The following is a 17,648-nucleotide window of genomic DNA, read 5'->3' as shown; positions in this document are numbered from 1 at the left end:
GGGGTCAGGTGCTGGTGGGAGCGGGCTCGGGCATGTGACGGGCGGCCTGCTCGCGGGCGTAGAGGCGGATCAGGTCGTGCATCCGGTAGCGGCCGGGGCCGGTGGCTTCGAGCAGGCGGACGTCCAGGAGCTGGTTGAGCGCCGCTTCCGCGCGGCGTTCCGGCCAGCCGGCGAGCGCGGACAGGGCGGCCGCCGTGTGGACCGGGGTTTCCTGGAGGCCGAGCAGGAAGAACGCGTGGGCGGCGTCGTGGCCCGCGGGCTCCTCGGGAAGGTGCTGGAGGCCGACCGCGATGGTGTCCCGCATCGACAGGTCGGCGTGTTCGAGGGCATCGAGGCGGCGGCTGGGGTCGGCGAGCTGGTCGGCCAGACGGGACAGCGTACGGCCGGGCCGTGCGGCCAGGTGTGCCGCCGCGATGCGGAGCGCCAGGGGAAGGCCGCCACACCGCCGGACGATCCGGTGCGCCGCTTCCGGCTCGGCGCGGAGGCGGCCCGGATCCGCGAGGCGGGCGAACAGCGCGGCCGCCTCGGCGTGGCCGAGGCCGCCCAGGTGCAGGTGGCTCGGCAGGTCGGGTGCGGCCATGATGCGGCGGCTGGTGACGATGACCGCGCACTCGGGTCCGGCGGGGATGAGCGGCCGGACCTGGCCCGGGTCCAGCGCGTCGTCGAGGATGACCAGCAGGTTGCGCGCCGAGGTGAGGGAGCGGTAGCGGGCGGCGGCCTCGTCCAGGGTGGACGGTAGGGCGGTGGCGTCGAGCCCGAGCGAGCGCAGCAGCCGGCGCAGGGCCTCGACCGGCGACAGCGGCCGGCGGCCGGCGGTGGCGGCGCGCAGATCGACGTGCAGGACGCCGTCGGCGAAGTCGCCGGCCACGGCGTGCGCGGCGTGGACGGCCAGCGCGGACTTGCCGACCCCGCCGGCGCCGTGGATCGCGGCGATGGCCGGCGATCCGCGTACGGTGTCGGTGAGCGCCCTGCGCACCCAGGCGACTTCGGCGGTGCGCGCGGTGAACGCCCGGATGCCGGCGGGGAGCTCGGCCGGGATGACGGGCCTGGTGAGCGTCGTTCGCTGGGCCGGGGAGGGGAGATCGAGCACGGGGTCCCGGCGGAGCACCGCCTGCTGCAGCCGGCGTAACCCCGTTCCCGGTTCGATGCCCAGTTCGTCGACCATGGTGCGGCGCGTCTCCTGGTACACCGCGAGGGCTTCGGACGACCGGGAGGCCCGGTACAGCGCCAGCATCAGCTGCGCGCGGGGGCGTTCGCGCAGCGGGTGGGCCTCGGCGTGCGCCGTGAGCACCGGCACCACCGCGTGATGGTCGCCGGCCGACAGGCGGAGGTCGACATGGTCCTCCAGCACGGCCAGCCGCTCCTCGTCCAGGCGCGCGGCCTCGACCTGGGCCCATGAGGCGGTCAGGTCGGCCAGCGCCCTGCCCCGCCACAGGGCCAGCGCCCGCTGGAAGAGCGCGTCCGCCCGCGTGATCTCGCCCTGGGCCCGGGCGGCACGCGCCTGGTGGGCCAGGAGCGTGAACAGGTGGGCGTCGATGCGCTCGCACGCGAGATTCAGCTGGTAGCCGCCGGAAACGGTCGCGATGATGTCGTCGTCCTGGTGCGGCGAGAGCAGGCTGCGCAGCTTCGACACCACGATGTGCAGTTGTTTGTCGGCCGTCGTCGCTGTGCTCTGGCTCCATACCTGGGTGAGGAGTTCCTCGTTGAGAACGGGCTGCCCGGCGCTCAACGCCAGCCTGGTCAGGACCCCGAGCCGCCGCTCACCGGCCACCTTCACCGGCTCGCCGTTCGCCGTGGCCTCCCATGGCCCCAGGAATTTGATCTCCAGTCCCATCAGGCTCTTTCTGTCCTCTCGGATGACCGACGCGAACGGAAGGAGACAGCCGCTGGTAGACGCAGGAACAACCGGTCCGTGCCGTCGGCTCTCCTGCCCGGTGACCCCGACGCAGGGCACGAACGATCCCGGCACCCCCGCCGGAGCATGGCCCCGGCCCTCGATGACGCCGCCCCCGACCTCTGGTCGTCACCTTACGAGGGTGCGGGGCGCGCCGGTGTCGGGTGAACGCCCTACAACGGGGCGCTTCCGGTCCGCGCTTCCGGTCCGCGCTTCCCGCCTGACCGGTCAGTACGAACCAGGAGAAGTCAGTCGAGCCAGATCACGATCCCGGTCAGGCCGTGGAGCACGGCCGAGACCCCGGCCCGGACGGCCCGCCCGGCGCGCTCGGGGGTGAAGGTGGCCGGATCGTACGCCGAGGACATGCCCAGCCCCTCGCCGCGGAACGACGCGCCGGTCCAGTCGGCGGCGGTGACGTTCGCCGTGGGCTCGGCCAGTTCGGCGCCGATCACGAGGAACTGCTGGTCGAGGTGGTTGGCGGAGACCAGCGCCAGGGGGTCGACGAGGTCGTTGCCGGCGCTGATGACGAGGTCGGGCGCCAGGTCGATGGCGTCGCTGATGCGCGCGACGTACTCCGCCGGCGCCGCGGCCGTGACCGTCTTGAGGCTGACGTCCTCCGCCCGCGCCCACTCCGTCACGGCGGTCACCAGCGTCCTGGTCTGGGCGTCCTTCCCGGCGGTGAGCAGCACCACGCGGTAACCCTCCGACGGGTGGACCCCGTCCCACGAGCGGGGCCGTGGCGTGATCGTGGCCTCCGGCGAGGGCGGGGTGGCGGGGTCGTGGAACCCGGGGCCGAGGGTGCCGACGGCCGTGGGCTTGTCGTGCGGCCGGGACCAGTCGTCACCCGGGGAGCATCCGCTGACCAGGACGGCCGTCGCGACTGCCACGGCCAGCGGGCCGGCGGGCAGAAGCCGAAAGCGCATGGGGGATCGTTCCTCCGAGGTGACGGGAAAGTGCGTCTATTTCCTACCTCATTGCGACCTATGTTCAGAGATGGGAGTTATTTTCGCCCGACGTGGTTCATCGATGATTCGCGCACGAGTTGACGTTCGTTCATCTGGGCCGAGCAGATTGCGGTCGTTAACCGTAGAGGAGTCACATGTTCCACGCCGCTCGGCGTCGTGTCTGTGCCGTCGTCGCCGCCGTCGCCGTGGCCGTCCTGCTCAGTGCCGTCCCCGCCCTTGCCCACGGGTTCACCTCGACCGTGTACGTGGACCTCACCTCGGCCCGGACCGGGCACGTCCGCTCCGCGCTCGGGCTGGAGTACGACCTGCTCGTCGTCTCGGCCGCGGACGCCCGGAAGGACGATCCGCTCTTCCGGGCGGGCACCGCGGCGTTCGAGTCCGGCGACGCGGCGGAGCAGGCGGCGGCGCTCGACGCCCACGCCGACTCGGTCGTCGCGTACGTGACCGAGCGCTTCGCCGTCACGGCCGAGGGCCGGGCGTGCACCCCGGTCCGGGAGGGCGGGTTCACGATCGAGCAACGCGACGGCGTGCCGTACGCGCTGCTGGTCCTCGACCAGCGGTGCCCGGACTCCGCCGAGGCGCACGAGGTACGCAGCGGGCTGTTCCCGGACTCCGAGGAATACGTGCGCGACACCAAGACGGTGGTCACCTACGATCTCGACCTGACCTCCGGCAGCGCCGCCCTCGACGCCGAGCGGCCGTCGTTCTCCACGCAACAGTCGTGGGCCGAGCGGTTCTGGGAGTTCTTCCGGCTCGGGGCCGAGCACCTGCTCACCGGGCTCGACCACATCCTGTTCCTGCTGGCGCTCATCGCGGGATCACGCCGGCTGCGCGAGATCGTGCTGGCGGCGACGACCTTCACGCTGGCCCACTCGGTGACCTTCATCCTCGCCGCCCTCGGCCTCGTGCACGTTCCCGCGTCGTTCGTGGAGCCGGTCATCGCCCTGTCGATCGCGGTCGTCGCGGGCTGGCATCTGTGGCGGCTCCGGCGGCGGCGATCGCACGCCACGGACCTGGGGCAGACCGGCCTGGATCGCGCGGGCCGGGCGCGGCTCGCGGTGGTCTTCTGCTTCGGCCTCGTGCACGGTCTCGGCTTCGCCGCGGCCCTGGGGATCGACCAGCCCCTGTCGTGGACGCTGCTGTGGTCGCTGCTGGTGTTCAACGTAGGCATCGAGGCCGTCCAGCTGGCGATCATCGTCGTCGTCTTCCCGCTGCTCGCCGTGCTGCGCCACCGGCGGCCGGTCGCGGGCCTGTGGACGACCGGGGCGATCGCGGCGGGAGTGACCGTGATGGGCCTCGTGTGGTTCGTGCAGCGGATCTTCGGCGGCTGAATGCATCACATCTTCCGTCAAGCGCAACGACGTGCCCGTCCAGGGTTCACCTCCAGGACATCCACCCCAGAAACCGTGACAAAGCTCTTTAACACCCCTTAATGGACGGAACCCCGATGAAGTTCGAAAATCGGACACAGGGCCTCGGGCCGGTCCGGCGCCGGGTGGCCGTGGGCGCCACCGCCGCTGCCATGGGCATCACCGCGATGCTCGGCAGCGGCCTGGCGACCGCGGCCCACGCTACCGACACCGCCAAGCTCACCGGCATCGTTCTCGGTGTGGGCGCCGGCGAGTCGCAGCGTGCCGTGTCCTGGTACTCCTCGACCGACACACCCCAGATGGTCCAGGTCGTACCGACCGCCAAGCTGAAGCACGGCGAGTTCGACAAGCACGCCGCCACCTTCCCGGCCACCATCACCGCGAACAAGGTCAACGGCGGCTACAACGCCCACGTCACCATCGACGGCCTGAAGAAGAAGACCAAGTACTCCTACCGCGTCGGCTTCGAGGGCAACTGGTCCCCGACGTACTCCTTCGAGACGCAGGACTTCAAGGGCGACTTCGACTTCCTGTTCTTCGGCGACCCGCAGATCGGCGCCTCCGGCAACGTGGCCAAGGACGCCGCCGGATGGGCGGACACCCTGAACGTCGCCCTCGCCGCCAACCCGAAGACCGCGCTCCTGGTCTCGGGCGGCGACCAGGTCGAGACCGCCAACACCGAGACGCAGTGGGACGCGTTCCTCGCGCCCGACAAGCTGCGCCAGTACCCGTGGGCCGCCACCATCGGCAACCACGACGTCGGCGGCAAGGCCTACGAGCAGCACTTCTGGACCCCGAACACCGACCGTTCCGCGCCCTACTACAACGGCGACGCGACGACCCGGTCGGGCGGTGACTACTGGTACGAGTACAACGACGTCCTGTTCATCGACCTGAACAGCAACGCCTACGCCAACGGCGCCGACGCCGCGCACATCCAGTACGTCACCGACGTCGTCAAGGAGCACGGCGACGACGCCAAGTACACGGTGCTCGTCTACCACCACTCGATCTACTCGCCGGCCAGCCACGCCAACGACGGCGACAACCAGCAGCGCCGCAAGGACTTCCCGACCGCCTTCTCGAACCTCGGCGTCGACCTGGTCCTGCAGGGTCACGACCACGCCTACACCCGCAGCTACGAGATCAAGAACGGCCAGAAGGCGAACCCGAAGGAGCAGCCCGGCGCCGCCGAGGTGGTCCAGGGGCCGGGCGGCGTCATCTACGTGACGGCGAACTCCGCGTCCGGTTCCAAGTACTACAACCTGACCGCCCCGGACACGACCAAGGACCCGAACTACGGCCCCGACCCGCTGAACCCCAAGAGCCACTGGGCCAACTCGGTCGAGAACCAGGAGCACGTCCGTACGTACGTGAAGGTGCAGGTCCGCGACGACAAGCTGGTCGTCGAGAACCTGCGCAGCGGCACCTGCGCCGCCCCCAACGCCGCGGTCGAGCTGGGCCAGGAGGACTGGTGCGGCCCTGACAGCGGTGCCACCGCCGCTCAGCCGGTCGGCTCCACCGTCGACAAGGTGGTCATCCACCCGTACGACGGCAAGGGCGACCACGGCAAGTCCGACGAGCACAAGCCGGCCGCGGACGAGTCCGCCTGGCTCCAGTAGATGAACCGGGTGGCGCCGGAGCCCCCTTCCGGCGTCACCCCTCACCACTTCCAGAGGATCACCCGATGCGTACGACCATGATCTGCCGGGCCGCCGCCGTGGCGCTGCTCGCCGCGCTCGGTCTCGCGGGCGCGCAGGCCGGACCCGCCGCGGCGGACACCTCCTGGACGGTGCGTACGGCGGCCAACGACTTCGGCTCCGACCGGCAGAACTACGGCTACACCATCGACCCGGGCGGGCAGGTCACGGACGGTCTCGTGGTCGACAACCCCGGCACCGCGCCGCTCCGCCTCGCGGTGTACGCCGCCGACGCCTTCACCGCCGGGAACGGCCGGCTCGACCTGGTCGCCAGGGAAACGAAGCCGGCGGCCGTGGGCGCGTGGGTCCACCCGGCCCGGCCCGAGGTGACGGTCCCGCCGGGCGGGTCGGCCGAGGTGCCGTTCACGGTGACGCTGCCGCAGGACGCCGCGCCCGGCGAGTACATGGGCGGCATCGTCACCTCGCTCGCCGGGGCCGGCGAGGCGGACGGGACCGGCGCGGGCGGGCGGCTCGGCATCCGGATCCGGCTGCGGGTGGGCGGCGCGCTGAAGCCCGGCCTGTCGGTGGAGGACCCGCGGGTGCGCTACTCGGGCAGTCCGCTGGGCAAGGGTGACGCCACCGTCACGTACACGATCCGCAACACCGGCAACGCCATCCTCGCCGCCCGGCAGACGGTGTCCGTGTCGGGCCCGTTCGGGGGCTCGGGCGTACCCGCCGGGCGGATCGGCGACTCGCCCCAGCTCCTCCCCGGCGACACCTGGAAGGTCTCCGTGCCGGTGCACGGCGTGGCTCCCCTGCTGCGCCTGACGGGGACGATCAACCTCGTCCCGCTGCTCACGGACGCGTCGAACTCGGTCGCCCCGCTCGCCGCCGTCGAGACCACGGCGGACACCTGGACCGCCCCCTGGGCACTGCCGCTCCTCCTCGCCGCCCTCTGCGTGGTCGCGGCCCTGGTCCTCCGCCGCCGGCGGCGTCACTCGTAGCGGGCCCGGCGGGCGATCACCTCGAATCCGAGGCCGCGGAAGAGGGCGGCCGAGGCCGGGTTGTCGACGTTGACGTCCAGGAAGACCTCCGTCGCGCCGCGCGTGCGCATGCGGTCGAGCGCGGCGGCCGCGAGCGCCCGCGCCAGGCCGCGCCGCCGCCACCCGGGCACGGCGCCGACCTGGATCAGGAACCCTTCCGCGCACGCCACGAAGCCGGCGGCCCGGCCCGCCTCCCGCGCCACCAGCGAGCAGCCGGGCAGGAACTCGTCGTCGACCAGCCAGTCCACCCACTCCTCCGGCGACCAGCCGGGGAAGCCGGGGCGGTCGGCGAAGGAGGCGGAGTAGGCCTCGTAGAAGGCGGCTTCGGTGCCCTCCGACCACTCCTCGATCTCCAGCTCCGGCGGGAGGGGGACGGCCGGGAGCGGCCGGGTCAGGTCGCGGCGGTAGACGTCCTCGGCGAACGTCTGCCGGAAGCCACGCGAGCGGAAGAGCGCGTCGGCCTCCGGGGTCAGCGACTCGGTCTCCAGCCGAACCGGCCCCGCCCGCTCGACCAGCTGGTCCAGGAGGCTCGACCCCAATCCCCCTCCCCGGTGGCCCGGGTCGACCAGGCCGGTCGCCGCCGACGCGGCGCCCACCGGGCGCACGCCGCCGCAGGCGACCAGGCGGCCGTCGACGAACGCGCCCAGCGCCGTCCCAGCGCCGTACCTGCGCTCCAGGAAGGGCGGGGACGCGGTCGCGGGGAGCCCGCCGTCGCGGGCCACGCACCGCCGGGCGAGCTCGGCGATCGCCGGGATGTCCGCGGGGGACAGCGCGACCCATTCGACGGTCACTGTCGGCTCCTTGCTCCTGATGCGCGAAGGCCGGCGATCACCGGCCTTCCCGCCCCAGGATAAGGAGGCGTTGCGGTCTCTGTGCCGGGGTGAAGTTACGTCGGTCGGGCCTCCCGCCCGTGGACGATGAGCGCGTACAGCACGAGCACGTCGATCGCGATGACGGCGAGCGACCACCAGGGATTCACCGCGATCCAGGTCAGCTGGGTCAGGGCGTTCAGCATCACCAGCACGACGCCGACGATCCTGGCCCAGTCCAGCCCCATGGTGACGCCGATACCCGTGGCCAGGACGAGGACGCCCAGGATGAAGTGGAGCCAGCCCCACGTGGTGATGTCGAAGAGCAGGAGGCGGGCGGGGGTCTGTACGTAGACGCGGTTGGCGAAGACGGCGGCCAGGCCGGTGATGATGTTGAACAGCCCGGCCATGACCATCATTGCGCCGCCGAACCAGACCCAGCCGACCCAACCGGTTACCCGAGGTGTGTGATGGTAGATCATCGGAGATTTCCCTCCCCTATGTCGTCCTGCGCTCCATGGCCTGCCCCGGCAGACATCACAAAAAGCGACATTCATCCATAAATGGGGATAAGGTGGCGGCGGATTTCCCCCGTCTTGGCGAAAGGCGGCGCGCACGAGACTGTATGGCGCGCACGAGCCGTACAGTCCCGGCCGGCGACCCGCTGACCGAAGCCGCCGGCCGGTAGGACCCCGGTCAGAGCCGGGCCCCGCCGTCGACCCTGAGGACCGCGCCGGTGACGAAGGAGGCACGGTCGCTGAGCAGCCACGCGGCCGCCTGGGCGATCTCGCCGGGGTCGGCCGAGCGGCCCAGCGGGGTGTGCGCCTTGAGCCGATCGACGAGGCCGGGCGAATCTTGCTCCCACGTACGGATCATCTCGGTCAGGGTGCCGCCGGGGGCGATGGCGTTGACGCGGATGCCCTCGGGGCCGTACGTGACGGCGGCCGACTCGGTGAGGCTGTTGACCGCCCGCTTCATCGCCCCGTAGGCCGGCAACTCGGGGTTGGCCCCCAGGCTGCCGACGCTGGAGTTGTTGACGATGGCCCCCGTGCCGGCGGTCGCCCGAATGGCGGCGACCTCGGCGACCATGGCCAGCCACGGGCCCCTGAGGTTCACGGCGTAGACGTGGTCGAAGTCGTCCTGCGCCACCTGGTCCATCGGGCCGGGCGGCACGAACGCCGCGCCGTTGTTGAAGGCCACGTCGAGCCGACCGTACAGGTCCACGGCGCGCTCGACGGCGGCCCGCACGCCGGCCGCGTCGGCCAGGTCGCACACCACGTGGTCGGCGGTGCCGCCCGCCGCCCTGACCTCCTCGGTCACGGCCTTCAGCTGGGCCTCGGTCCGGGCCGCGAGCAGCAGCCGGGCGCCCTCCCGGGCGAACAGCCGCGCCGCGGCGGCGCCGATGCCGCGCCCGGCGCCGGTGATGAAGGCGACCTTGCCGGCCAGCAGGCCCAAGCCGGCGGAGGTGTTCGGTGTCGTGTTCATGGTTACGAGCTTGCGCGGGTCCGCCGAGCCCATCCAGGTACCGCCGGTACCTGCATGAACGGCCCGGACCGGCACACACTGGAGGTATGGACAGACGAGAACTGGCGGCCTTCCTGCGCAGCAGGCGTGAGCGGATCACGCCCTCCGACGTGGGTCTGCCGGCCGGGCCGCGGCGCCGTACGCCCGGGGTTGCGCCGTGAGGAGGCGGCGCAGCTGGCGTACATCTCGACCGAGTACTACACGCGGCTGGAGCAGGCCCGTGGCCCGCGCCCGTCGCGGGAGGTGCTGGCCGGGCTGGCCCGGGCGCTGCGCCTGTCGGACGCCGAGCGCGTCCACCTCCACCACCTCGCCGGCGCCCCGCCCGGCCCCCCGCCGGGGCCCTCGCGCGAGGTGCGGCAGAGCATCCTCGACCTGCTGCGGCGGCTGCCGCTGGCCGCCGCGACCGTGACGTCCGCGACGCACGAGGTGATCGCCTGGAACGACCTGGCGGCCGCCCTCATGGAGGACTTCTCCGCCGTGCCGCGACGCGACCGCAACCTCCTGCGCCGCGCCTTCCTCGGACCGCACCCGGACGGGCGGCGGTTGTACGGGGTGTCGGACGCCGACGAGTTCGGCCGCCGCGCGACCCAGAACCTGCGCGCCGCCGCCGCCCGCTACCCGGACGATCCGGAAGTGGCCGAGCTGGTGCGCGATCTCCTGGCCGGGAGCGAGGAGTTCGCGCGCCTGTGGGCCTCCCACGACGTGAGCTCCGAGCCCACCTTGCGCAAGACCTTCCAGCACCCGCTGGTCGGCCCGGTCACCGTCAACTGCGACGTCCTCGACATCGCCGACCGGGACCAGCGGGTCGTGATCTACACCGCCACGCCCGGCTCGCCGTCGGAGGAGGCGCTGCGGCTGCTGTCGGTCATCGGCACGCAGCGCATGGACGTGCCCCGGTGAGCTCCACCCTCAGGCCCGGCTCCGGCTGCCCCGGCCAGTCGAGCCGGACCGCCGCGGCCCGTGCCCGCTCCTCCAGCTCGTACGTACGCACCGAGGAGGAGGGGCGGCGCCGCGTGTTCGCCCGCCGGTCCCGGGGGAGGTCGCCGGAGCCCCAGCCCTCTGGACAACCTCCGCGACGCAGCCGATCCTCAATCCAGTGATTCGCCCTCTTGGAGGAGGAACGTTGGTCAGGATCGGTTTCCTGCTGCTGCTCGTCGGGTTCGGCTGGGTGACCGCAGACCTGACCGGCCTGTCCCGGCTGGAGCACTCCGGCGGCTACCTGCTGCTCAGCAGTCTGCTGCTCGCGGTGGGCCTGTACGGCAGCACGCACGGCATCGACCGGACCGAGGCGCGCCGGCACACCCGGCTGATCCTGCTCGCGGTGACCGTCGGGGTGCTGCTGAAGGCGGCCTTCATCGCCGGCGTGGTCTATCTGGTGTCCGGGGACCCGCGGGCGATGATCCTGGCGGTGACCGTCGCCCAGATCGACCCGCTGTCGGTGGCCTCGACCATGGGCGGCAACCGCCTGTCGGACCGGGCCCGGACCATCCTCGGCGCGTGGTCGTCCTTCGACGATCCGGTGACCGTGATCCTGGCGTTCTACGCCGTGTCGTTCACCAAGCCGGGCCAGGACGGCCTGTCGGCGGCGTACCTGGCGGATCTGGGGCTGAACGCGCTGTTCGTCGCGGTCGCGTACGGGGTGTGGCGGCTGATCAGGAACGCGCCGCCGGTGCTGAGCTACCTCGCGGCGATCAGCGCGGTCCTGTCCGCGGCGTGGAGCTCGCTCATGCTCGGCGTGGCGGCCGCCGGGCTCTACCTGCGGCTGCCGGACCCGCGATGGCTGGCGCGGGCGGTGAGCGTAGCGTTCGCCCTGTCGGCGTTCCTGATGGGGCTGTTGCTGGTCGGCGGGGCGAACCTGATGATGGGCGTCCTGCTGGGGCTGGCGGCGTTCGCCGCGCAGATGCTCGCGGCACTCGTCCTCACGCGTGGGCTGCCCGCCGCCGACCGGGTGCACCTCGGGCTGGCCCAGCAGAACGGCATCACCGCGGTGATCCTGGCCCTGGCCTTCGAGCGCGACTTCCCGGGCTTCGTGGCGGTGATCGCCCCCGCGATCCTGACCGTCAACCTGGTCTACGTCGCCGCCAACCGCATCGCCGACGCCTGCCGCGTCCGCCGCGACCTGTCCGCTCAGCAGGAGTAGCGGAGGATCAGCGCAGGGTCAGTGACGCAGCAGGGTCAGGTCCGCGTCCGTGCCGGTGACGGTGAGCCGGGCCTGGCCGCCGATCGGGAAGGTGGCCAGCGGATAGGTGTGGCCGACGTCGATGTTGGCCAGGACGGGGAGGCCCGCCAGCGCCGGCTGGGTGGCGACGATCTGCTCCAGCAGCGGGCGGGACATGCGGCTGGCCTGCTGGAACCGGCCGATCGCCAGCCCACGGACCCGCGCGCCGTCGGGAAGCTGCAGCAGGGAGGTCAGGTCGCGGGCGAAGGTCGCCGGGTGCGACTCCAGGTCGTCCTCGAGGATCAGGATCGCGCCGTCGAGTGAGGGCATGTACGGGGTGCCCTGCAGCAGGTTCAGCGTGGCCAGGTTGCCGCCGACGAGGTGCCCCTCCGCGGCGCCCGGCCGGATCCGCCACCACCCGTCGTTGGGGATGAGCTCGCGCTTGTCCTGGTCGAGGAACCAGAGGTCGTCGCTCCAGTGCGCCGCCGGCGACAGGGCGACGGGGGCGGTGCCGAACATGACCGAGGTGAACCAGCCGAGCGTCTGCTCGAAGTGATCCCGCATCCCGAACGTCGACCAGTGCGGCCCCGAGTAGGTGACCAGCCCGGCGCGGGCGAGGATGGCGTTCTGCAGGGCGGAGATGTCGGAGTAGCCGCACAGGATCTTCGGGTTGGCCCGGATCAGCTCCCAGTCCAGGAACGGCAGGAGCTCGTTGCAGTTGTAGCCGCCGATGACCGTCAGGATCGCCGCCACCGACGGGTCCGCGAAGGCTTCGTGCAGGTCGGCGACCCGTGAGGCGACGCCGGCGGAGTCGAACGCGTCCCGCTCGTCGACGTGGTCGCCGTACGAGAGCGTCAGGCCGAGCTCGGCGAACCGGGAGTCGATGAGGCCGGTGTGGTCGTGCTCCATCACCATCGCGCGGGACCTGGCCGGCGCCACCACGCGCACGCCGTCGCCTGCCTTCAGCTTGGGCGGGAACATCACATCCATCACCCCGGAAGCCTATCGGCACCGCCGCCCTCCCTTAAGGACGAAGGACATCCGCAGCTCAGCGAAGCGGGACCCGCGCGCCGGAATGGCGGTTGAAACGAAATCGCAACGGCTCCTGTGACCCTGGGCAAAGGGACGACGGATTCGCTCGTGAATTCGTGTCCCCGGGTGCATGAAAGGAGGTGGACAACGATGAAGGTTCAGATCCGGCGCCTCGAGAAGATCGAGACGACTGCTGCCTGTAACGCTTGCTGCTGCTGCGGCGACTGCTGATGCCCTATTACCCGGCCCCGGCATCGGCAGCGGTGCGGGGCCGGGCCCCGGGCCGCCTTGTCCGATGAGGAACACGCCGAGGAACACGGAGAAAAGAAGATATGCAACGCCCACGGATGAAATTAGTCTTCCCGCCGATTCCCATCGGTGCCGGACGCATCCGGATCGCCAGCATGGACCTGGGCATCGCCTCCGAACTGGAGGACGACGAGCAGGGCAACACCTGGCGGCTGATGGAGCTCATGGACGGCACGCGTACCGTGCCGGAGCTGCTCGCCGGCATGCGGGGCGAGAACCGTGACGTCACCCTGACCGACGTCGAGGACGCGGTCGCCGCGCTCGGAGACGCCGGCTTCGCGGAGGACGCCGCGATCCCGCCGCCGGACAGCCTCTCCCCCGCCGAGCTGGAGCGTTACCGGCGCAACCTCGAGTTCTTCTCCTACTTCCACCGCCCGCCGGCCACGTCGTACGACTTCCAGCGCCGGCTGCAGGGAGCGAGGGTCACCCTGCTCGGGCTCGGCGGGCTCGGCTCGTTCGTCGCGATGAGCCTGGCCGCGATCGGCGTGGGCGACATCCTGCTGGTGGACTACGACCGGGTCGAGCTGATGAATCTCAACCGCCAGATCCTCTACACCGACCGCGACATAGGCCGGTTGAAGACCGACGCCTCGGCCGACCGGCTGAGCCTGATCAACCCGCACGTCACCATCACCACCCTGAACACGATGGTGGACGGCGTGGACGCGGCGCGGGCCATCATGGCGGGCCGCGATCTCATCATCTGCGCCGCGGATCGGCCGCGAATCCAGCTTTACCAGTGGCTCAACGAGGCGGCGCTGGCCGAGGGAATCGCGTGGGTGCGGGGCTCGCAGAGCGGGCTCACGGTGAATCTCATGATGCATATTCCGCAGGAAAGCGCCTGTTTCCAGTGCGCGGAGCAGGACGCGCTCGCCAAATTCCCCTGGTACGGCCCGTCACAACGTTATTTCATGGACGTCATCGGGGACCGCACGGTCAATCCCTGCATGGCCCCGCTCGCCGGGATGATCGGCAATCTGGCCGCTCTGGAGGCGGTGAAATATCTCACCGGAATGGCGGAGCCGGTCATTCGCGGCCGCATGCTCTTCATCGACCTGCTGCGCATGAACACCGAGTTCGCCGAGCCCGGCCGGCTCGCTGATTGCACGGCCTGTGGATCAGCGGTCGCCCCCGCGGTGAGCGCATGAACGACGACAGCGTCGTCACCCTGCACGAGCTGCACTTCGGCGTCGAGGAGGACGGCGAGTGGGAGGTCGGCAGGCCGGAGACCGGGCAGTTCGTGCGGTTGCCGGTCGAGGGAGTCGCGTTGCTGGAGTCGCTCGCGCTCGGGCTGCGGCTCGCGGAGGTGCGCGAGCGCTTCGCCGACCGGTTCGGCGCCGAGCCCGAGCTCGACGAGTTCCTCGAGGGAATCGGTGAGTGCGGCTTCGTCGCGTCCGTGGACGGCCAGGTGCTCGACGACCCGCTCGGCCCCGCCGCGCCGCGCAGGGGGCTGACCCTGCTGGCGAACGTCCGGCAGGAGCGGGTCGCCTGGCTGGTCACCCGGCCGATGCTCGCCCTCTACCTGGCCGTCTGGGTCGCCGTGCCGGTGCTGCTGCTGGCCTACCCGCAGCTGCTGCCCCGGCCGTCGGACGCGCTGCCGTTCGACGGGGCCCTCGTCAACGCCGTCACGCTGGGCTTCGTCGGCTGGGGACTCGTCCTGCTGCACGAGTGCGCGCACGCCATCATCGCGCGGGCCCTCGGCTGCACCGGCTCGCTCTCGCTGAGCCGCCGGCTGTACTTCCTGGTCGCGCAGACCGACGTGAGCGGGGTGCGGTCCGCCCCCCGCCGCCGCCGGTACGCCGTCTTCCTCGCCGGGATGACCTGGGACCTGGCCGTCATGCTCGGTTGCCTCGCCGGTCAGCTCCTCGGCCTGAGCGGTCCCGCCGGGCAGCTGGCCCGCGCGGTCGCGTACGCGCTGGCCCTTTCGGTGATCTTCCAGTTCCAGGTGTTCATGCGTACGGACATGTACTACGTGCTCGTCAACTGGCTGCGGCTCGGCAACTTGATGGAGGACACCCGGCACTGGCTCGCCGATGCCGTGCGGTCGCTGGTCAACCGGCCGCCGCGGCACGACATGAGCCTGGTGCCCGCGCGCGAGCTGCGCATCGTCCGCTGGTACGCGCCCTTCTACCTGCTCGGCTCGGCCGCGGCGTTCGCCGTGCTGGGCCTGCTGACGGTCCCCGCGCTGAGTCAGATGGTCGACCTCGCGCTGCGGGGTATCGGCGGCGGCCCGTCCTCCTCCCACTTCTGGGACGGCCTCGGCTTCCTGCTGCTGGTCGCGTTCCAGCTCGCCGCGCTCGCCTGGGTGCTCGTCGTCGAACGACGGGACCGCCGGGGCGGCGAGTTATCCGTCGGCTCTCCTTAGGTTGCAGATGAAGAAATCGACACGCGGCGCCCTGGCCCTGGCCTTGACCGGCACGGCGCTGAGCACACTGATACTGCCCGCGGATCCCGCCGCGGCGCGGGCAGGCGGCACGATCGAGGTGGTGGCCGAAGGGCTGGACACCCCGCGCGGGCTCATCTATGACGCGGGCAACCGCCGGGTGCTGGTCGCCGAGGCCGGCGAGGGCGGGCCGTCGGGACCCGACGGCGGCACCTGCGGGCAGACCGGTCTCGGCGCGGTCTGGTGCTACGGGCCGACCGGGGCGATCTTCCAGTACTCCGAGCGCCGCCGGTCCGGGCGCCGGATCGTCACCGGCCTGCCCTCCACCGGGATCTACGACGACAGCGGGGCCCAGCGGTTCAGCGTGCTCGGCGTGCACGACCTGAGCCTGAGCCCGGCCGGCCACCTGCGCGCCGTCTTCGGGCTCGCCGGCGAACGGCCGTTCCGCGACCAGCTCGGCCCGGGGGCGGTGCCGCTCGGGCAGCTCGCCCGGGTCACCGGTCACTCGGGCGGCCTCGTTCCCGAGGCCGACCTCGCCACGTACGAGCAGCGGCACGACCCGCATCCGGGCGACACCGAGTCCAACCTCTACGGCCTGGATTCCGGCCCGTACGGGACCGTCGTCGTGGACGCGTCCGGCAACGACGTGCTGCTGGTCCGGCCGGACGGCGGCATCAAGGTGCTCGCCGTGCTCCCGGCCAGGGCCCCGGCCGCCGATCCGGGCGGGCTCGTCGAATCCGTGCCGACGGCGGTGGTCCGGGGCCCCGGCGGCGCGTTCTACGTCGGCGAGCTCAGCGGTTTCCCGTACCACAAGGGCGAGGCCAAGGTCTGGCGGCTGGTCCCCGGCCGGGCCCCCACGGTGTACGCCGACGGCTTCACCAACATCGCCGACCTCACCTTCGACGAGCGCGGCCGGCTGATCGTGCTGGAGATGGCGAAGGACGGCCTCTTCGACGGCAATCCCGGGCACGGCGGGGACACCGTGACCGGCCGGCTGGTGCGGGTGAACGCCGACGGGTCACGGACCGACCTGGCCACCACCGGCCTGGAGAACCCGGGCGGGGTGGCGTACGCCGGGGACGGCGTGTTCTACGTGACCAACCGCAGCACGGGCGCCGGCGACACGGGGCAGCTCCTGCGCGTCAAGGTGCCCCGCGGCTGACGCCCCCGCGGCTCAGTAGCCGGGGAAGACCCGGCGCAGCAGGTCGAGCTCGGCGGCGCCGGTGGTGACGACGTCGCCGGGGGTGTGGCGCGGCGCCAGCCGGCCGGCCACCAGCCGCAACCAGGCTTCGGCGGGCAGTTCGAGCGTGCCGTCGGGCTTGTCGGGGAGGTCGAAGTCCACGCTGATCCGTTCGCCCAGGCGCAGGGCGAACTCCGACGCGGGCTCGGTCGTGGTGACCTGGACGACCGCCTGCCGGCCCTCGAGCTGCTCGGGCTTGCCGGTCCAGCCGATGAGGTCGGGCGAGCCGTGCAGGAGCTGGTGGGTGGCGGCCGGGGTGAGCACGGCGTGCTCGTCGAAGGCGACGCGTACGTCCCACGAGTGCAGGGCCAGCTCGCTGAGCCGCATCCGCGCCGCCGTGGCCAGGTCCACCGGGGCGGGCAGGAAGCCCAGATCGATGCGCAGGTTGGTCCGGGTGGGCGCGTCGAGGGATTCGTACAGCGCGGTCAGGCTCTCGTTCGCCTGGAGGAAGCCGTCGGCGCGCTGGCGGCGCGTCATGGCGTTCCACCGGTCCCAGACGCTGTGCATGAAGTCCTGGCCCGGAGCCGGCTCTCCGTCCAGAGCGGCCCGGAGGGTGGCCCGCGTGATCTCGGCGCCGCTGCCGAGATGGCTCAGCACCTCCGAGACATCCCATTCGGCCGCGCCCGAGGGCCCGGCCAGGTCGTCCTCGCCGAATGAGGACACTGCTTCGGTGAGCACGCCGTATTCGGTACGGAGTGCGGCGATCACCGCGTCGGAGCCTGTCATACGTTCTCCCGAGGTGTGTCGGCGGCTGCGAGGGCGGGCGTCGTCGCCCGCCCTCACAGCGAACGTATCGTGGCCGTCAGACACCGAAGGCGGGCAGGGTTCCGGACGTCTGAGGCAGGCGGGCGGTGGCGGAGTTGTTCCGGATGAAGCCGATCCTGAGCCGCTGCCCCGGCGAGAGGCCGAGGCTGGTCAGGGGGACGGCCGCCTCGACGACACCGTCGTTGCGGGCGAAGGTGGCCTGGCCGCGCGGGGTCCACGACCAGCCGCTGCCGCCGTGGCGGTAGAGGTTCGCGTTCTCCAGCATCAACTCGGCGCCCGACGGGTTCGTCCAGCCGGCCGCCGCGTAACCGGTCGCGGGATTGTTGTCGGTGTCGAGGAAGAACTGCTCCAGGACGTTGAGGCCGGTGCCGCGGGCGAGCAGGTACAGGTGGACGCCGTCGCTGGCCGCCGAGATCGACTGCACGTCACCGGTGCCGGTCATCAGCGGCACCGTCCCGGCCCAGTCGGACGCCGACCCGTCGATGGTGAAGCCCTGCCCGGGGGTGGGGGTGGGGG

General features: G+C 71.8%; 16 protein-coding genes. 8 read left to right on the top strand and 8 right to left on the bottom strand.

The window, feature by feature from the left end; genetic code table 11:
• Positions 1–4 precede the first annotated feature (4 nt).
• Positions 5–1,834 (bottom strand): BTAD domain-containing putative transcriptional regulator, encoded by a 1,830-nt coding sequence (locus ACBJ59_RS54725; RefSeq protein ID WP_375117923.1) that lies wholly within the window; start codon positions 1,832–1,834, stop codon positions 5–7.
• A 308-nt stretch (positions 1,835–2,142) separates the two neighbouring features.
• Positions 2,143–2,817 (bottom strand): hypothetical protein, encoded by a 675-nt coding sequence (locus ACBJ59_RS54720; RefSeq protein ID WP_375117922.1) that lies wholly within the window; start codon positions 2,815–2,817, stop codon positions 2,143–2,145.
• 176 nt (positions 2,818–2,993) lie between these two features.
• On the opposite strand from ACBJ59_RS54720, the gene ACBJ59_RS54715 reads away from it, so the two are divergent.
• The 3 genes from ACBJ59_RS54715 (at position 2,994) to ACBJ59_RS54705 (ending at position 6,873) form a co-directional block, all read left to right on the top strand.
• The gene (locus tag ACBJ59_RS54715; RefSeq protein ID WP_375117921.1) at positions 2,994–4,190 is read left to right on the top strand and encodes a HupE/UreJ family protein; all 1,197 of its coding nucleotides are present in this window, start codon (positions 2,994–2,996) and stop codon (positions 4,188–4,190) included.
• Positions 4,191–4,306: 116 nt separating this feature from the next.
• Complete coding sequence (locus ACBJ59_RS54710; protein ID WP_375117920.1) at positions 4,307–5,851, top strand: fibronectin type III domain-containing protein; 1,545 nt, start codon at positions 4,307–4,309, stop codon at positions 5,849–5,851.
• Between the two features lie 65 nt (positions 5,852–5,916).
• Positions 5,917–6,873, top strand: coding sequence for a WxL protein peptidoglycan domain-containing protein (locus ACBJ59_RS54705; protein WP_375117919.1), 957 nt, complete (start codon positions 5,917–5,919; stop codon positions 6,871–6,873).
• Here the strand turns inward: ACBJ59_RS54705 and ACBJ59_RS54700 are convergent.
• The 3 genes from ACBJ59_RS54700 to ACBJ59_RS54690 form a co-directional block, all read right to left on the bottom strand.
• Positions 6,864–7,703: a GNAT family N-acetyltransferase gene (locus ACBJ59_RS54700; RefSeq protein WP_375117918.1), complete on the bottom strand. Its 840-nt coding sequence runs from the start codon at positions 7,701–7,703 to the stop codon at positions 6,864–6,866. The two genes, ACBJ59_RS54705 and ACBJ59_RS54700, sit on opposite strands and share 10 nt — an antisense overlap.
• A gap of 95 nt (positions 7,704–7,798) precedes the next feature.
• Complete coding sequence (locus ACBJ59_RS54695) at positions 7,799–8,203, bottom strand: hypothetical protein (RefSeq protein WP_375117917.1); 405 nt, start codon at positions 8,201–8,203, stop codon at positions 7,799–7,801.
• 214 nt (positions 8,204–8,417) lie between these two features.
• On the bottom strand, positions 8,418–9,206 hold the full coding sequence (locus ACBJ59_RS54690) for an SDR family NAD(P)-dependent oxidoreductase (RefSeq protein WP_375117916.1): 789 nt from the start codon (positions 9,204–9,206) through the stop codon (positions 8,418–8,420).
• Positions 9,207–9,332: 126 nt separating this feature from the next.
• On the opposite strand from ACBJ59_RS54690, the gene ACBJ59_RS54685 reads away from it, so the two are divergent.
• Together ACBJ59_RS54685 and ACBJ59_RS54680 are read left to right on the top strand one after the other, a co-directional pair.
• Positions 9,333–10,145, top strand: a complete 813-nt coding sequence (locus ACBJ59_RS54685; RefSeq protein WP_375117915.1) for a helix-turn-helix transcriptional regulator — start codon at positions 9,333–9,335, stop codon at positions 10,143–10,145.
• Between the two features lie 223 nt (positions 10,146–10,368).
• Positions 10,369–11,385 carry a hypothetical protein gene (locus ACBJ59_RS54680; RefSeq protein ID WP_375117914.1) on the top strand — a complete coding sequence of 339 codons (1,017 nt, stop codon included), beginning with the start codon at positions 10,369–10,371 and terminating at the stop codon, positions 11,383–11,385.
• Between the two features lie 18 nt (positions 11,386–11,403).
• Here ACBJ59_RS54680 and ACBJ59_RS54675 read toward each other — a convergent pair whose 3' ends face one another.
• Positions 11,404–12,393: a S66 peptidase family protein gene (locus ACBJ59_RS54675; protein ID WP_375118010.1), complete on the bottom strand. Its 990-nt coding sequence runs from the start codon at positions 12,391–12,393 to the stop codon at positions 11,404–11,406.
• A gap of 389 nt (positions 12,394–12,782) precedes the next feature.
• On the opposite strand from ACBJ59_RS54675, the gene ACBJ59_RS54670 reads away from it, so the two are divergent.
• Genes ACBJ59_RS54670 through ACBJ59_RS54660 form a run of 3 tightly spaced genes read left to right on the top strand, consistent with a single transcriptional unit; the run spans position 12,783 to position 16,289 of the window.
• Positions 12,783–13,892 carry a ThiF family adenylyltransferase gene (locus tag ACBJ59_RS54670; protein WP_375117913.1) on the top strand — a complete coding sequence of 370 codons (1,110 nt, stop codon included), beginning with the start codon at positions 12,783–12,785 and terminating at the stop codon, positions 13,890–13,892.
• Positions 13,889–15,109, top strand: a complete 1,221-nt coding sequence (locus ACBJ59_RS54665; protein ID WP_375117912.1) for a hypothetical protein — start codon at positions 13,889–13,891, stop codon at positions 15,107–15,109. The genes ACBJ59_RS54670 and ACBJ59_RS54665 overlap by 4 nt, the downstream gene beginning before the upstream one ends.
• A gap of 7 nt (positions 15,110–15,116) precedes the next feature.
• A complete protein-coding gene (locus tag ACBJ59_RS54660; protein WP_375117911.1) occupies positions 15,117–16,289 on the top strand; it encodes a ScyD/ScyE family protein in 1,173 nt (390 codons plus the stop codon).
• Between the two features lie 12 nt (positions 16,290–16,301).
• On the opposite strand, the gene ACBJ59_RS54655 is transcribed toward ACBJ59_RS54660, so the two are convergent.
• Entirely contained in the window at positions 16,302–17,093 is a 792-nt protein-coding gene (locus ACBJ59_RS54655) for a maleylpyruvate isomerase family mycothiol-dependent enzyme (protein ID WP_375117910.1), read from the bottom strand.
• A gap of 76 nt (positions 17,094–17,169) precedes the next feature.
• A partial coding sequence (locus tag ACBJ59_RS54650; RefSeq protein ID WP_375117909.1) for a hypothetical protein occupies positions 17,170–17,648 on the bottom strand: 479 nt, incomplete at its 5' end.

Origin of the sequence: Nonomuraea sp. MTCD27 (genome assembly GCF_041950495.1) — a bacterium.
Taxonomy (GTDB): Bacteria; Actinomycetota; Actinomycetes; order Streptosporangiales; family Streptosporangiaceae; genus Nonomuraea.
The sequence above is the reverse complement of the archived record's forward strand: the minus strand, read 5'-3'. Positions and strand labels throughout refer to the sequence as shown.

What these genes read in the sequence shown, in the direction of transcription:
- ACBJ59_RS54690 (WP_375117916.1), bottom strand. Translation starts at nt 9,206, where the DNA reads ATGAACACGACACCGAACACCTCCGCCGGCTTGGGCCTGCTGGCCGGC.
- ACBJ59_RS54725 (WP_375117923.1), bottom strand. Translation starts at nt 1,834, where the DNA reads ATGGGACTGGAGATCAAATTCCTGGGGCCATGGGAGGCCACGGCGAAC.
- ACBJ59_RS54675 (WP_375118010.1), bottom strand. Translation starts at nt 12,393, where the DNA reads ATGGATGTGATGTTCCCGCCCAAGCTGAAGGCAGGCGACGGCGTGCGC.
- ACBJ59_RS54715 (WP_375117921.1), top strand. Translation starts at nt 2,994, where the DNA reads ATGTTCCACGCCGCTCGGCGTCGTGTCTGTGCCGTCGTCGCCGCCGTC.
- ACBJ59_RS54655 (WP_375117910.1), bottom strand. Translation starts at nt 17,093, where the DNA reads ATGACAGGCTCCGACGCGGTGATCGCCGCACTCCGTACCGAATACGGC.
- ACBJ59_RS54660 (WP_375117911.1), top strand. Translation starts at nt 15,117, where the DNA reads ATGAAGAAATCGACACGCGGCGCCCTGGCCCTGGCCTTGACCGGCACG.
- ACBJ59_RS54665 (WP_375117912.1), top strand. Translation starts at nt 13,889, where the DNA reads ATGAACGACGACAGCGTCGTCACCCTGCACGAGCTGCACTTCGGCGTC.
- ACBJ59_RS54705 (WP_375117919.1), top strand. Translation starts at nt 5,917, where the DNA reads ATGCGTACGACCATGATCTGCCGGGCCGCCGCCGTGGCGCTGCTCGCC.
- ACBJ59_RS54670 (WP_375117913.1), top strand. Translation starts at nt 12,783, where the DNA reads ATGAAATTAGTCTTCCCGCCGATTCCCATCGGTGCCGGACGCATCCGG.
- ACBJ59_RS54720 (WP_375117922.1), bottom strand. Translation starts at nt 2,817, where the DNA reads ATGCGCTTTCGGCTTCTGCCCGCCGGCCCGCTGGCCGTGGCAGTCGCG.
- ACBJ59_RS54710 (WP_375117920.1), top strand. Translation starts at nt 4,307, where the DNA reads ATGAAGTTCGAAAATCGGACACAGGGCCTCGGGCCGGTCCGGCGCCGG.
- ACBJ59_RS54695 (WP_375117917.1), bottom strand. Translation starts at nt 8,203, where the DNA reads ATGATCTACCATCACACACCTCGGGTAACCGGTTGGGTCGGCTGGGTC.